Source organism: Bacillus sp. EB106-04-02-XG92, from assembly GCF_058791995.1.
In genome coordinates this window covers 1-13,622 of sequence record NZ_JBYTEA010000028.1, presented here as the reverse complement: position 1 = coordinate 13,622, position 13,622 = coordinate 1, and the positions used below count along the sequence as shown (strand labels likewise).

Below are 13,622 nucleotides of genomic sequence, written 5' to 3'. Positions count from 1 at the left end.
TAATGCTCTGCTTTTACCCATCGGCTTCTACCTAAATCTAACCAAACATCATTATCTTCTCCCCAGTACGCATCCCAATATAATACTTCTGCTGCTGTCGTAAAGTCCCCAAGATAGTTACCGTGTGGTCCATCGTAATAGTTAATTCCATATCCTTCCCAGTATATTGATCTTGCCATTCCAATCCCCTCTGGTTGCGGAACTCCACCTGCATTAAAATCTACATATTGTTTAACAATTTCAGAGTAGAAGAAATTCCCTCCGTTTTTATATCGATAACCACCATTGTAAGCAACAGCAATAGGGTTACTATATTTCACCATAGCACCAGTCGTATTTCCAAGCGATGGTGCAACCACTGTTTTAGAATATTGATCTGCGACCGGTAATGAATGTTGTTTATTGTTAGAAGCTAACCAGCGAAGGTAAGCTCGTCCAAAATTATATGATTGAACAATGGCACTTAAATCTGTAATACCATTTTTCTTTGCATCATCAAAAGCTCCTTTCAAATGCTTTACTCCATAATAAATTGAATCTTTAGGTTTTTTAATTGTATTCATTGCCCAACCTTGTGATTCACTTGACTGCATAATATCCGGTGTTGTTTCAGAATTCCCTCCACTTTCCACCATAATAATTCCAAGTACGTAAGGAACTAACTCCGAAACACCTTGTGCAGCACATTCACTTTCTACCATTGATTGCCAACGTAACACTTGTTGTGGCAGATTCTTTGTTGTAGCTGAAGCAGCTAATATACTCATTACTAAACATCTCCTTATTTTCCTATTATTTTTGTCAAAAAAACTACTACTTTACTACATATGGTTATCAGCCAAATACCCATTCATCTATAAAATCACTTCATGTGGCTCACCTCTTTCACAACAAAAAGAGCAACTATAAAAATAATTGCTCTTTCGTCGAAATCTTATATTACTACTATAAATCACTTTTTCAATACTTTCTGTACACCGCATGTACCCTACAAAAAGGTAACATTAAAATCCATCTAAAAACTTGACAATCTTTCTTATTTCAGCATGTTTGCGTCGAATATAGCCTGTACTATAATGCAATTCAAATGCTATTTGTTCTAACGTCATTCCATCAACATATTTCATTTTAAGTATTTGATGATCTAGTCCTGCAAACTTATTCATCAAAAGCTTTAAATCATATTCTTCATTCATCTTATGAGCTAATTCATATTCAATTGCTTCAATCCGGTCTTCTACCTTAGCCCCTTCCGACTCAGCGGTTAATCGTACATTTTGCAAGTCCCCACTAGTCCAACGCTTTAATTCCGCTTTTGATTTGTCTAAGTTATATTCTAAATAAGCAATTTCTTCTTCTAACTTCTTATAATCTTTGAGCCATTCAAACATCTGATGATTCACCTACTTCCTTTTTTGTAAATTTAAATACTACTAATTTAATAAAACTTATATCCTTATTAGCTTTTTTAATCATTGTTATTTGTAGAACATCTTTCATTTAATAAACACAACCATTTCCTACTATTTATAAACTCATTTTATCTTTAGAATTCCAATACTGTAATTAACTCCTGACTAGATAATGAAAAACTCCCTTCTAACAGTCCTTATAGGACATTAAGAAGCAAACAGAAATCACAAATTGTTGATACTTGCTCCAAACATTCAAGAATATCTTCATGTGAATGTTCAATATACATCGAACATCCTTAAAGAATATAATCATTTAATCTGAATATAATCATTTAATCTTTACATTTAGATAAAACATTTTAAAACACCAAAGTCATCGACCATTTTAGCTTTTCTTAAGGCTTATATTTATTTAATACCTCTTGTAATCTCTCACGCTCTTCATCAGTAGACTGCGCTTGTTGTCTTTCCACTTCTTGATTCGTTTGTTCGTCATCTTTATATAACCAATCTGGGACAATCTCTTTTCTAGTCGAATAATTTCTACCCGATTCATTAAATTTCTTATTCTTACTCATTTTGAAACGTCTATCTAGCGCGATCACATCAGCAAATGTTTTAACTTTTTGCTCCTTCCAATTACCCAATATAGCTTTAACGTAGTTCCATCTTGGTGCATTCTCATCAATAGCTTTATTAGTTGCATACTGAATTAACTCACTACTAAACAATTCACAAAAATCGCCTAACTCCGTCAATGCAATTTCACTTAACGGAATGCCGCTCTCGTTAAAAAAATTATAATTTTTTTTAAACTCTCCACCGAATAATATATGAGATTCTAATTTATCCTTATTATCATGATTAGTATTTTGTATTTTAGTACTTAGTTTATTAATATTTAGTAGTGTCGGATTTTCCTCATATGGCTTTCCTACATCTTGCTTTTCCATTCGTGGAATTCTCCTTTGTGGCGTTTCATAAATTTCCGTATCCCACCTTTTAATTTTTTTTGTATTTTCATCACGAATGGGATAACGCTTTACATAGCCTAATTCTTTTAGTTCTTTAAAACCTGTACGTAGTGAATCTTCTCCATCCTTAGCATGTTGAGCTAATTCACTAATATGAAAAGTCCAATCATCTGGTAATGTAAGTGTATAAGCCAAAATTCCTTTTGCCTTCCATGACAACCTTTTATCTTTTAAACCAGTATTATTTATGACGGAATAATTACTATCTTTTTTCACTCGAATAATCCCCATACTAGCCACCTCATAAATTCTCAAAATCGATACTCAATGTTATACTTATTTAGAGATATTTTTTCTTATAGAATCCGCTGCAACGGATTCTTTTCTTATGAACTCATTTAAATCCATCATGCTACCCATATTTCTTTTCTCCTAAATCTTTCTTATTCCTCAAATTCAACATCAACTTGAATTTCGATATTCATAGAAATCTCTTGTGCTATACGAATAATATTTGGACTTATTCCTTTTTGGATAAGCTTTTTAATCTGTTCTCTTGCAGCATCTTTTGTTTTAAATTCACTGACAGTTGGTAGACCTACTAAATTGCTAGTAATCACTAAAATTTTCCGTTGCATGTTTCTTCCTCCTATTGAAATTCTGCCATATTTATTTGTGAGTTTTTAACTATAATTTCTTCATTTAAAACTGTTGAAATCGTATATTATTCATTAATTATTTGTATAGCTCTATCCAAATGATTACGTTTAATAGCTTTATAACTATTCACACCAAACTCTCTATGTAATTGACTATAAATATCACTATACAGCTTTTTTCTAAGACTGTTATCCTGATAAGAATTCGAATCCCCCCCAATAACAAAACACCTAACCTTTTTACAACCTTTGTTATTTCGTCACATTCAATGGCGTATAGGGGAGCATTTTCTCGTATCCCCTTCAACTTCAGACTTAATCTCTTCTATTTCTTGCGTATGTCCTTCTAAAGCCGCCAACGTTAACTTTAGGACTCCCATTGCATCCTTATGTATTTTGTTCTGACTTTGCATCCGTTTGAACTCTTCAATAAATTTTATTTTCGTTTGCACAGCTTCTCTAGAGTTATACCCCATAACAAGTAATACGAAAGCTTCTTCAGTTAAATTGTATTTAGACATTCGCTCACCCTGTGAATTGATATAAGTGGACTCGTAAAAATTTCCTTGTACAAATTCTTCACCTGCATATCCAATATTTTTACGAATATCCTCCAAAACATAGTAATGACCTTTCCCGAACGTTTTCGCAATTACCAAACTATCCGTTACTACCTCCCCATTAACTTCAAATACTAGTTCACTATGCACTAATACTTCAGTTAATTGATCCATCCTTATCTCCTCCTCATATTTAATTTTCAATTATCTTCCTTACATTTACATACCCTTACATCAAGTGTTATTATTGACCAGTTTCCTTGAGTATCAATTAATTCTATATATTAGAATTCAATATTTTAATATGAAATATTTCCTCAACTCTACAATAAAGCGTAGCTCAATAATTTCGTTATCAAGTTAAAAATCCAATATTTTATATTCCCAAAAAAGTATGGTTTCTTTTCACACTACAATTCGGTTTGTCTTCTTCAAATTCAAAAAGATACTCTAAATTATGATTAGGAAAAAAGGTTTCCTTAATTTCAAGAGCCTCATCATAATAAAAACGAAATTTACCATTAATTTTGTCGCACACTGTTGCGTAGCGAAGATTCAGATGCGAAGAGATTTGGGTAATTACAATCCCTTTTCTCACCATCTCTGCACGCAGATTCGGATACATTAGCTCACCTCCTTAACCTTTATACGAAATTGCGTTCATTACCTTTTTAATATATACGTATTTCCGTATAGAGTCAATGGGATAACCGGAAAAATATACTCAATATCGTACAAAATACTATTTACTTATAAACCCAGCTAAGTTATGATAGTAACAAACATACTCAATATCGTATACATTTTAATAAGAAGGATGGTGAGGTTAATGGAAAAAGCAAAGATTGTAACACACTTAATAAAAGAAGCTGGATATAGTAAAAGAGCTTTCGCAGAAAAAATTGGGCTTCCTCCCACAACACTGCAATCAATGTTATCAAGAGGAATCGGTAAAGCATCTGTTGATAATGTAATAAAAGTTTGTAAGGGATTAGGAATCACTACTGATGATTTAGAGGGGCTCACAACTAAAGAGGATCATACAGTTAAAGAAGAAGTTTCTATTTATGAAACCATTCAAAACGACCAATCAAACATTATCCATATCCCAATCATTGGTTCTGTCGCAGCCGGTACGCCTATATTCGCTGAAGAAAATATCGAGGGTTATTTACCAATGCTAAGTACATTTTTAAATAAGCGTAAAAAGTATTTTTATCTTACTGTAAAAGGCACTAGCATGAATCTCGAATTCCCTGATGGTTCTTATGTTCTGGTAGAAGAAACTCCTTATGTTGAGAATGGACAAATTGCTGTTGTAAAAGTGAATGGTTATGATGCTACTGTGAAAAAAATCTCAAAATCTGGAAGCATAATTACTTTAATACCATTGAGTAATGATCCTATCCATGAACCACAGACTTACGACCTTTCAGCTGAAGATGTAAAAATCATTGGTCGTGTTGTACAAGCAGTAAAAAATTATTAAATTTTTAGCGTTAGAAATTTATAAAAAAAAGAAACGATTCCAATAAATATTTATTGGAAATACCATATCTATTATCAAGATACTCTTATACCGAAGAGTTTTAGTGGCCGTTTTGTGGTTTCTTTTCATTTTGCGTCACTTGAAGTTAACTTTATAAAAAAGAAAAAACCCCGATACCATAGTATCGGGGTTTTTTCTCTCTCTTAGTATAGAGACATATATTGATCGCGTTCCCATTGGTGAACTTGCGTTCTAAAAATATCCCACTCAATCTCTTTCGCTTCGATGAAGTGCTCAAGTAAGTGCTCACCTAGTGCACCGCATACTACTTCATTCGATTGTAATGTTACTAAAGCTTGCGCTAATGTTGCTGGTAAATCAACGATACCCGCTTCTTCGCGCTCTTCTTTTGTCATTACATAGATGTTACGATCTACTGCAGCTGGTGGAGTTAATTTGTTTTTAATTCCGTCAAGACCTGCTGCTAATAATGTAGCCATTACTAAATATGGGTTTGCAGCTGGGTCAACACTACGTACTTCTACGCGTGTACTAATACCACGAGATGCAGGAATACGTACTAATGGGCTACGGTTTTGTGCAGACCATGCTACGTAACAAGGAGCTTCGTATCCAGGTACTAAACGCTTATAAGAGTTTACAGTTGGATTCGCTACCGCTGTAAATGCTGGCGCGTGTTTTAAGATACCTGCGATGAAGTGACGAGCATCATCACTTAATTGCAAGTCACCGTTTTGATCGAAGAATACGTTCTCGCCATTTTTGAATAATGATAAGTTACAGTGCATACCTGAACCGTTCACACCGTATAATGGTTTTGGCATAAATGTTGCGTGTAAACCGTGTTTACGAGCAATTGTTTTTACAACAAGTTTAAATGTTTGAATGTCATCACATGAACGAATTGCATTTGCATATTTAAAGTCAATTTCGTGTTGTCCTGGAGCAACCTCATGGTGAGATGCTTCAATTTCAAATCCCATCTCTTCAAGTTCAAGAACGATATCACGACGACAGTTTTCCCCTAGATCCATCGGCGCAAGGTCGAAGTATCCACCGTTATCGTTTAATTCTAATGTTGGATTTCCTTTTTCATCTACTTTAAATAGGAAGAATTCTGGCTCTGGTCCAAGATTGAAATCTGAGAATCCTAATGCTTCCATTTCTTTTAACACACGCTTTAAGTTGTTACGTGGATCACCATCAAATGGAGTGCCGTCTGCATTGTAAATATCACAGATTAATCGAGCTACTTTCCCTTTTTCAGCTGTCCAAGGGAAAATTACCCAAGTATCTAAATCCGGATATAAGTACATATCAGATTCTTCAATACGTACGAAACCTTCAATAGAAGATCCATCAAACATCATTTTGTTATCAAGAGCTTTTGTTAATTGGCTCACTGGAATTTCTACGTTTTTAATTACCCCTAAAAGGTCCGTAAATTGTAAGCGGATATACTTTACATTCTCTTCTTTCGCCAAACGGAAAATATCTTCTCTTGTGTATCTAGCCATTATAAATTCCTCCTTAGTCCCTCTAAACACCTTCAGAATCAGTTATCTTTAGTGAAAAAACCTTGAAATGTCACCTTGTCGCAATGAAGTTCGATTAAATCTACCTGTATGTTGTAGTTCGTCTCGAAGTATTTTGCGAAGCTCAGTTTTTGAAATTTCTTTCGTTTCTTCTTTTACTTTCACTGCTTCTGTTTGATTTTCTTTCATTAGTAACACTTGTTTAATACCAGCCATATTCAAGCCTTGATCTAATAAATCTTTAATCTCTAACAACTTATCTACATCGTTAAACGAAAATAACCTGCGATTCCCCTTTGTACGGGTTGGAGAAACAAGATTATGCTCTTCATAGTAGCGAATTTGACGTGCAGACAATTGTGTTAAATCCATAACAATACCAATAGGAAACAGCGGGGCAGAACGTCTATCTTCTTTCATTGTTTCAGTTCCTCCTTCGCCTTAACTGCTTCTCATTTTATACCATGTTATGTTTAGTGTCAATAGATGTTAGCTTTTCTCACATGATTTTTTTATAAATTTTTTCATTCTTTTTTCTAATGAAATAAATTATTACTTTCATGCGAAAAAGCTGTCGAAATCGACAGCTTCCCGTTAAGAAATTGTTAATAATTCTTTTTCAATTAATGCGTCAATTGCAGAACAAATCGCAATTTTCACATGTGAATAAGTTAATCCGCCTTGCACGTAAGCAACATACGGCGGGCGAATCGGACCATCGGCTGACAATTCAATACTTGCACCTTGAATAAACGTTCCCGCAGCCATAATTACATCATCTTCATATCCCGGCATATAGTTGGCATATGGAGTGAAGTGAGAATTAATCGGAGATGCATATTGAATCGCTTGGCAGAATGCAATCATACGATCTTTATCATCAAATTGAACAGATTGAATTAAATCTGTTCTTGGCGCATTCCATGCTGGTGAAGTATTCATTCCTAACTTTTCTAAAAATGCAGCTGTAAAAATCGCCCCTTTTAGCGCTTGTCCCGCTACATGCGGCGCTAAGAAGAAACCTTGATACATTTCTTGCAGGCTGTATAAAGATGCTCCTGCTTCCGCACCAATCCCTGGAGATGTTAAACGATATGCACACGCTTCAACATACTGTTCTTTACCAACAATATAACCACCAGTTTTAACAATTCCACCACCTGGGTTTTTAATAAGCGAACCCGCCATTAAATCTGCACCAACATGACATGGCTCTTGTTCCTCAATAAACTCGCCATAGCAGTTATCTACAAATACAACAACATCAGGTTTAATTTCTTTAACAAACGCTATCATCTCTTTAATTTGAGAAATAGTAAATGAAGGACGAGTAGCATAACCTTTCGAGCGCTGAATACCAATCATCTTTGTATTACTATGAATAGCAGCCGCAACAGCTCCAAAATCAACAAGCCCCTCTTCAGTAAGCGGAACTGCATTATAACCAATATTATATTCTTTAAATGAACCTACACCTTTTCCTCGTACACCGACGATTTCTTCTAACGTATCATACGGCTTGCCAGTGATGTATAACAACTCATCTCCTGGACGCAAAATACCGAATAATGCCGTAGAAATAGCGTGCGTACCTGAAATAATTTGCGGACGAACAAGACCCGCTTCCGCTCCAAATACATCTGCATACACTTTTTCTAACGTATCACGGCCAATATCATCATAACCGTAACCTGTCGTCGGAATAAAATGTGAATCGCTAATTTTATGTTTACGAAAACTTTCTAATACACGAAACTGATTACTTTCAATTACTTCATCCGCACGTTTATGTACTTCTGTAATTTGGCTCTCTACTTCTTTTACGATCGGAGCAATTTTTTCTCCATTTTTCAAACGATCAAACATTTTTATTTTCTCCTTCTTCCACTAAAAATCTCTTTAATTGTACATTAAGCGATGAGTGAGCAAAAATATACCCTGCACAATCATATACAAATTTATCTTCCAAAAACTCCATCTTTGTTAATAGGGTCTCCGTCTTTAATAGAGTTAACAACTTACCTTCACTCGGAGGAATTTCTACTTGATAACGATTCATTTCTTCCTTCATTTTCGTTTCTATCGCATCTTTTATATGTAATAGATCATTTTCTTCAAAAGCACTAGTCATTAAGAAGTCATTTTTCGGAAACGGAATGAAATTTTGATGTAATTCATCTTTTTTATTATATAACGTAATAATAGGAATATGATTAATTTCGAGTTCTGACAATAATTGTTTTACTGTTTTCTCATGCCCTACATAATTAGGATCTGCAGAATCAACAACATGTAAAATAACATCCGCTTCACCAGCTTCTTCTAATGTCGAACGAAAAGCAGCGATTAATGACGTAGGTAAATCTTGTATAAAACCAACCGTATCAGTTAGTAATACTGTATAACCAGAAGGTAACGGCATCTTCCTTGTTGTCGGGTCTAGCGTTGCAAACAACAAGTTTTCTTCAAATGTATCAGCTTCCGTTAATCTATTAAACAGCGTAGATTTTCCTGCATTTGTATATCCTATTAATGAAACTTGAAATACTTTATTATCTTTTCTTCTTTCACGATACCTTTTTCGATGTTCCACAACAACCGCAAGTTGTTTCTTTATTTCATCAATGCGCGATCGAATATGACGACGATCCGTCTCAAGCTTCGTCTCACCCGGTCCTCTCGTTCCAATACCACCACCAAGACGTGACAAAGACAACCCTTGTCCCATAAGACGCGGCATTGTATATTGCAATTGAGCTAATTCTACTTGAAGCTTACCTTCTCTCGACTTCGCACGTTGCGCAAAAATATCTAATATGAGTTGCGTTCGATCAATTACCCTCGCATCTAATACTGAAGATAAATTCCGAATTTGACTCGGCGTTAATTCGTTATTAAATACGATAACATCCGGTTCTAATTCTTCAGTTAGCATTGCAAGCTCTTCTAATTTGCCTTTACCTATATAAGTCGCCGGATGAAACTTCGGTCGTTTTTGCGTTGTAGACACTAACAATTCTGCACGTGCAGTTTTGGCTAGCGATGCAAGCTCTTTCATGGAATGCATAAATTTTTCATCATCTTCTTGCGGCAATTGACAGCCCACTAATATGACTTTTTCTTTTTCTTCCATCAAATATGTTCACTCATCCTTTTCGAAATTTAAACCTTCTAATATAATAGCAGAGGAAGCACATTTCATCTAGTTAGCGGGGGAGAAAATTCATGGCATGGGAGATTTTTAGCATCATAGGCACAATTGCTTTCGCATTAAGTGGAGCCATTGTTGCAATGGAAGAGGATTATGATATTTTCGGGGTGTATATTTTAGGAATGGCCACTGCATTTGGGGGAGGTGCCCTTCGTAATTTATTAATCGGTTATCCGATTGTCGCGTTTTGGCAACAAGACATGTTATTCCAAATCGCACTTTTATCAATGACGATTATTTTTCTTTTTCCAAATAAATTAATTAGACACTGGAAAAAGTGGGAAAACATCACTGATGCTATTGGCTTATCAGCATTTGCCGTACAAGGGGCATTATACGCTCAAAAATTAAATTTACCGATTAGCGCTACAATCGTAGCAGCCGTGTTAACTGGCATTGGCGGCGGTATTATCCGCGACCTTTTAGCCCGTAGAAAACCTCTCGTTCTTCGAGCTGACGTATATGCTTTTTGGACGATTCTGGCAGGTTTCTTAATCGGCGCTCAAATTATTGTTAGCGATTGGGCTCTATACACCTTATTCATTTTAATTGTTTGCTTCCGCATGGTTTCTATTCATTACAAATGGCATTTACCGCATAGACGCATCGACACAAACGAACGTTCAATGAACAAATAGCAATCCAACCTCTTTACAGATCGTAAAGAGGTTTTTCTTTTCTAACGAGTTTTTCTTTACATAATGTTTATACTAATCCTCAAAGCGAGGTGAATACAAATGACAAATCATGTTAATAAAGGGGCTCAAAAAAGCTCAGTAGGCCAAATTGGACACGATTCTAATTCTGCACACGAAAAAAGCGCTAAAATGGAACGCTTCCATAAATCTTATCAAGAAAAAGCAAAAAAATAATAAAAGCACTTATACAGAAAAAAACAGACGCACAGTTTACGTACTGTGCGTCTCCTCTTCAAACATCAAATCACTACTTGATATCCCAAGCAAATCATATTTATCGTACGCATCCTCTTGCAACAACCGCATGGCTTGTGTACGAATCGATTTTTCAACAATATTCCGGACATATCGTCCATTACTAAACGATGTAATTTGCGACGAATACTTTACAGCATGTAGATGATCTCTAAACTTCCATTCAGCCTCTTTCGATAACTGATATTCACGTTCTTCATACATCCTCTTCCCTATTTCTAACAGTTGATTTACTGAGTAATCCGCAAACTCAATTATAAATGGAAAACGGGATTGCAGTCCTGGATTCAATGAAAGAAAATGATTCATCTCTCTTGAATAACCGGCTAAAATCAATACAAACCCGTGTTGTTTATCTTCCATATGTTTTACGAGCGTATCAATTGCTTCTTTTCCAAAATCTTTTTCTCCCCCTCGGGCTAATGAATACGCCTCATCAATAAACAAAATTCCTCCCATTGCTTTTTTTATTAAATCTCTTGTCTTTTGAGCTGTATGACCAATGTACTCTCCTACAAGATCCGCACGTTCAGCTTCAACTAAGTGCCCTTTTGATAGAATATTCATCTCAAATAACAATTTCCCTATCATTCTAGCAACAGTTGTCTTCCCTGTACCTGGGTTCCCTTTAAATAACATATGGAGTACTTGTTTCTCAGACTTCAATCCTATTTCTTGTCTTTTTTTATTCACATAAATCCAAGCATATATTTCTTTTATTATCTTCTTTATATCATCCATCCCAACGAGCTTTCCCATCTCTTCTTCAATTCTTTGCAACATCTCATGTTTCGTAGTAGTTTCACTTAAAATTTCTGTTTTATTTTCTGTGGCCGGTAAAGAAATTTTTTTTCGATGATTTAACACAATATTAATTTGATTATTATTTTTCTTTCGCATCGATTGTTCCATACAATCACCTCATTTTATCCACTCACCAAATATTATTATTCTTGTCTCCCTTGCAAATGACTATTTTCAGAAAAGTTTGCTATAATATAAGAAATAATGAAGGTGGTGGGACTATGGAGACAACGGAATTCCATGATACAATACAAGCCTTTTCTATTTTTTTATTGAATAAAGGCCGAAAACCTTCAACCATTAAACGTTATGTTTATGACATTGAAGATTTCGGACATTGGTTAGAAAAAAACAAAAAGCTCCCTTCCAGTAATATATGGGCTACACTTTGTACAAAAGACTACGAAGATTACTTTTCCGACTTAAAAAAGAATCGACATTACTCAGAGAAAACGATGCACCGTGTATTTATTGTATTAAATAGAATGCATCACTTTCTAAACATCCCTAACCCATTAAAGAACATGGAAATTTCTATTCAACCAGACCGCACACTCCGCAATGAAGATTTCATTACATCTGATGAAGAAAAAAGATTAAAACATATAGTCACTTCATTAGAAGGACTTTCAGAAAAGCAACGTCCTGTACGCCCTTTATTGATGGATCGTAATATCGCTATTTTAAATTTATTAATTGACTATGGATTATCCTTACAGGAACTTACAGCATTAACTATGAATCACGTCCACTTTGAAACGAATACATTATCTATCCCAGCAACCGCAGGGGTAGAAAGAACAATTACATTAACTAACGAAGACAAAAAACAACTGTATACTTATTACAAAAGCATCCCAGAGCCCGTTCGTCCAAAATACCATAGTAATGATCCATTATTTATTGCATTTGATTTTAATCGTGGAACATACAGATGGGTATACGAAAATGATGCACCAAAGGGATTAACAGAAATCGCTATCCAAAAAATGATTCGCCTTGAAGTATCTAGAGCTAATTTACGAAAAGGAATCTCGGGACAACATTTTCGTAACACCTATATTTTAAACTTAATAAAAAAAGAAACCCCCGAGTCAGAAATTATAAAACTAGCTGGTTTCAAATCCAAGGTTTCACTCAAACGATATTATCAATACGCAGAAAATAGAAAAAACGCCTTATCCTAAGGCGTTTTTTCTATTTTTTCTTTAAACAAACGATTTTACTATGACCATTTAACTAATTTTTGCATCTACTATGATGAGTTTCGTTCATATCCTCATGAGAAAGGAGAGATTTAATGTCTCATTATAACGACAATCAGAACAAATTCTCCAAACCATGCTTTCCAAGTAGCGCTGGACGAATCCCAAATACTCCATCAATCCCAGTTACTAAGGCTCAACTTAGAACATTCCGCGCAATCATTATTGATTTAACAAAAATCATCCCAAAACTTTTCGCAAATCCATCTCCTCAAAATATTGAAGATCTAATTGATACATTGAACCTACTAAGTAAATTTATTTGTTCACTAGACGCTACTTCCTCCCTGAAAGCACAAGGGTTAGCTATTATTAAAAACTTAATAACTATATTAAAAAATCCAACTTTCGTAGCAAGCGCGGTATTTATCGAGCTTCAAAATTTAATTAATTATTTACTATACATTACAAAATTATTCCGAATCGACCCTTGCACACTTCAAGAGCTTCTTAAATTAATAGCAGCATTACAAACCGCTCTAGTTAATTCCGCTTCATTTATTCAAGGACCTACTGGACCTACTGGGCCAGCCGGCGCTACTGGCGCTACCGGACCTCAAGGGCCTCAAGGTAATACAGGCGCCCAAGGACCTGCTGGCGCAACGGGGGCTACCGGACCTCAAGGGCCTCAAGGTAATACGGGGGCTCAAGGACCGGCTGGCGCTACTGGCGCTACCGGACCTCAAGGCGCTCAAGGTAACACAGGCGCTACTGGCGCTACCGGACCTCAGGGTGC

General features: G+C 35.4%; 16 protein-coding genes and 1 pseudogene. 5 read left to right on the top strand and 12 right to left on the bottom strand.

The features are described from left to right. The 7 genes and pseudogenes from AC3WVA_RS29130 to AC3WVA_RS29100 all read right to left on the bottom strand — a co-directional run. The coding region (locus AC3WVA_RS29130) for a lysozyme family protein (RefSeq protein WP_492322423.1) at window positions 1-767 on the bottom strand (767 nt) is incomplete at its 3' end. 237 nt (window positions 768-1,004) lie between these two features. After that, a complete protein-coding gene (locus tag AC3WVA_RS29125) occupies window positions 1,005-1,391 on the bottom strand; it encodes a phage protein (RefSeq protein WP_048527510.1) in 387 nt (128 codons plus the stop codon). Between the two features lie 419 nt (window positions 1,392-1,810). Then, complete coding sequence (locus tag AC3WVA_RS29120; protein WP_492322422.1) at window positions 1,811-2,680, bottom strand: DnaD domain protein; 870 nt, start codon at window positions 2,678-2,680, stop codon at window positions 1,811-1,813. Window positions 2,681-2,832: 152 nt separating this feature from the next. Next, on the bottom strand, window positions 2,833-3,027 hold the full coding sequence (locus AC3WVA_RS29115; RefSeq protein WP_048527508.1) for a hypothetical protein: 195 nt from the start codon (window positions 3,025-3,027) through the stop codon (window positions 2,833-2,835). 86 nt (window positions 3,028-3,113) lie between these two features. Beyond that, a pseudogene (locus AC3WVA_RS29110) lies at window positions 3,114-3,278 on the bottom strand (ORF6C domain-containing protein); the annotation flags it as partial. A gap of 36 nt (window positions 3,279-3,314) precedes the next feature. Beyond that, a complete protein-coding gene (locus AC3WVA_RS29105) occupies window positions 3,315-3,782 on the bottom strand; it encodes a Rha family transcriptional regulator (RefSeq protein WP_492322421.1) in 468 nt (155 codons plus the stop codon). A gap of 202 nt (window positions 3,783-3,984) precedes the next feature. Continuing rightward, on the bottom strand, window positions 3,985-4,233 hold the full coding sequence (locus AC3WVA_RS29100) for a hypothetical protein (protein ID WP_048527507.1): 249 nt from the start codon (window positions 4,231-4,233) through the stop codon (window positions 3,985-3,987). Between the two features lie 204 nt (window positions 4,234-4,437). On the opposite strand from AC3WVA_RS29100, the gene AC3WVA_RS29095 reads away from it, so the two are divergent. Next, the gene (locus AC3WVA_RS29095; RefSeq protein WP_048527506.1) at window positions 4,438-5,097 is read left to right on the top strand and encodes a LexA family protein; all 660 of its coding nucleotides are present in this window, start codon (window positions 4,438-4,440) and stop codon (window positions 5,095-5,097) included. Window positions 5,098-5,300: 203 nt separating this feature from the next. Here the strand turns inward: AC3WVA_RS29095 and glnA are convergent, their stop codons facing one another. The 4 genes from glnA to hflX all read right to left on the bottom strand — a co-directional run bounded on the left by glnA (window position 5,301) and on the right by hflX (window position 9,786). Continuing rightward, window positions 5,301-6,635 carry a type I glutamate--ammonia ligase gene (gene glnA / locus AC3WVA_RS29090; protein WP_000135338.1) on the bottom strand — a complete coding sequence of 445 codons (1,335 nt, stop codon included), beginning with the start codon at window positions 6,633-6,635 and terminating at the stop codon, window positions 5,301-5,303. Between the two features lie 48 nt (window positions 6,636-6,683). After that, window positions 6,684-7,073 carry a transcriptional repressor GlnR gene (glnR, locus tag AC3WVA_RS29085; protein WP_000656783.1) on the bottom strand — a complete coding sequence of 130 codons (390 nt, stop codon included), beginning with the start codon at window positions 7,071-7,073 and terminating at the stop codon, window positions 6,684-6,686. 174 nt (window positions 7,074-7,247) lie between these two features. Then, on the bottom strand, window positions 7,248-8,519 hold the full coding sequence (locus AC3WVA_RS29080) for a methionine gamma-lyase family protein (RefSeq protein ID WP_000460296.1): 1,272 nt from the start codon (window positions 8,517-8,519) through the stop codon (window positions 7,248-7,250). Further along, window positions 8,512-9,786 (bottom strand): GTPase HflX, encoded by a 1,275-nt coding sequence (hflX, locus tag AC3WVA_RS29075; RefSeq protein WP_128805375.1) that lies wholly within the window; start codon window positions 9,784-9,786, stop codon window positions 8,512-8,514. The genes AC3WVA_RS29080 and hflX overlap by 8 nt, the downstream gene beginning before the upstream one ends. Window positions 9,787-9,878: 92 nt before the next feature. Between hflX and AC3WVA_RS29070 the strand changes: the two genes are divergently transcribed. Beyond that, window positions 9,879-10,502, top strand: a complete 624-nt coding sequence (locus AC3WVA_RS29070; protein ID WP_071757744.1) for a trimeric intracellular cation channel family protein — start codon at window positions 9,879-9,881, stop codon at window positions 10,500-10,502. Window positions 10,503-10,601: 99 nt separating this feature from the next. Next, window positions 10,602-10,736, top strand: coding sequence for a hypothetical protein (locus AC3WVA_RS29065; protein WP_255285081.1), 135 nt, complete (start codon window positions 10,602-10,604; stop codon window positions 10,734-10,736). A 36-nt stretch (window positions 10,737-10,772) separates the two neighbouring features. Here AC3WVA_RS29065 and spoVK read toward each other — a convergent pair whose 3' ends face one another. Further along, a complete protein-coding gene (gene spoVK / locus AC3WVA_RS29060; protein WP_071757745.1) occupies window positions 10,773-11,729 on the bottom strand; it encodes a stage V sporulation protein K in 957 nt (318 codons plus the stop codon). Window positions 11,730-11,842: 113 nt separating this feature from the next. Between spoVK and AC3WVA_RS29055 the strand changes: the two genes are divergently transcribed. Continuing rightward, on the top strand, window positions 11,843-12,808 hold the full coding sequence (locus tag AC3WVA_RS29055; protein WP_098347196.1) for a tyrosine-type recombinase/integrase: 966 nt from the start codon (window positions 11,843-11,845) through the stop codon (window positions 12,806-12,808). A 113-nt stretch (window positions 12,809-12,921) separates the two neighbouring features. After that, window positions 12,922-13,622: collagen-like repeat preface domain-containing protein (locus tag AC3WVA_RS29050; RefSeq protein WP_492322420.1), on the top strand; the 701-nt coding region annotated here is incomplete at its 3' end.

Excerpts from the sequence above, each read along its gene's own strand:
- AC3WVA_RS29080 (WP_000460296.1), bottom strand. The coding sequence starts at position 8,519 with ATGTTTGATCGTTTGAAAAATGGAGAAAAAATTGCTCCGATCGTAAAA.
- AC3WVA_RS29055 (WP_098347196.1), top strand. The coding sequence starts at position 11,843 with ATGGAGACAACGGAATTCCATGATACAATACAAGCCTTTTCTATTTTT.
- spoVK (WP_071757745.1), bottom strand. The coding sequence starts at position 11,729 with ATGGAACAATCGATGCGAAAGAAAAATAATAATCAAATTAATATTGTG.
- glnA (WP_000135338.1), bottom strand. The coding sequence starts at position 6,635 with ATGGCTAGATACACAAGAGAAGATATTTTCCGTTTGGCGAAAGAAGAG.
- glnR (WP_000656783.1), bottom strand. The coding sequence starts at position 7,073 with ATGAAAGAAGATAGACGTTCTGCCCCGCTGTTTCCTATTGGTATTGTT.
- AC3WVA_RS29115 (WP_048527508.1), bottom strand. The coding sequence starts at position 3,027 with ATGCAACGGAAAATTTTAGTGATTACTAGCAATTTAGTAGGTCTACCA.
- hflX (WP_128805375.1), bottom strand. The coding sequence starts at position 9,786 with ATGGAAGAAAAAGAAAAAGTCATATTAGTGGGCTGTCAATTGCCGCAA.
- AC3WVA_RS29095 (WP_048527506.1), top strand. The coding sequence starts at position 4,438 with ATGGAAAAAGCAAAGATTGTAACACACTTAATAAAAGAAGCTGGATAT.
- AC3WVA_RS29100 (WP_048527507.1), bottom strand. The coding sequence starts at position 4,233 with ATGTATCCGAATCTGCGTGCAGAGATGGTGAGAAAAGGGATTGTAATT.
- AC3WVA_RS29070 (WP_071757744.1), top strand. The coding sequence starts at position 9,879 with ATGGCATGGGAGATTTTTAGCATCATAGGCACAATTGCTTTCGCATTA.
- AC3WVA_RS29105 (WP_492322421.1), bottom strand. The coding sequence starts at position 3,782 with ATGGATCAATTAACTGAAGTATTAGTGCATAGTGAACTAGTATTTGAA.
- AC3WVA_RS29125 (WP_048527510.1), bottom strand. The coding sequence starts at position 1,391 with ATGTTTGAATGGCTCAAAGATTATAAGAAGTTAGAAGAAGAAATTGCT.
- AC3WVA_RS29065 (WP_255285081.1), top strand. The coding sequence starts at position 10,602 with ATGACAAATCATGTTAATAAAGGGGCTCAAAAAAGCTCAGTAGGCCAA.
- AC3WVA_RS29120 (WP_492322422.1), bottom strand. The coding sequence starts at position 2,680 with ATGGGGATTATTCGAGTGAAAAAAGATAGTAATTATTCCGTCATAAAT.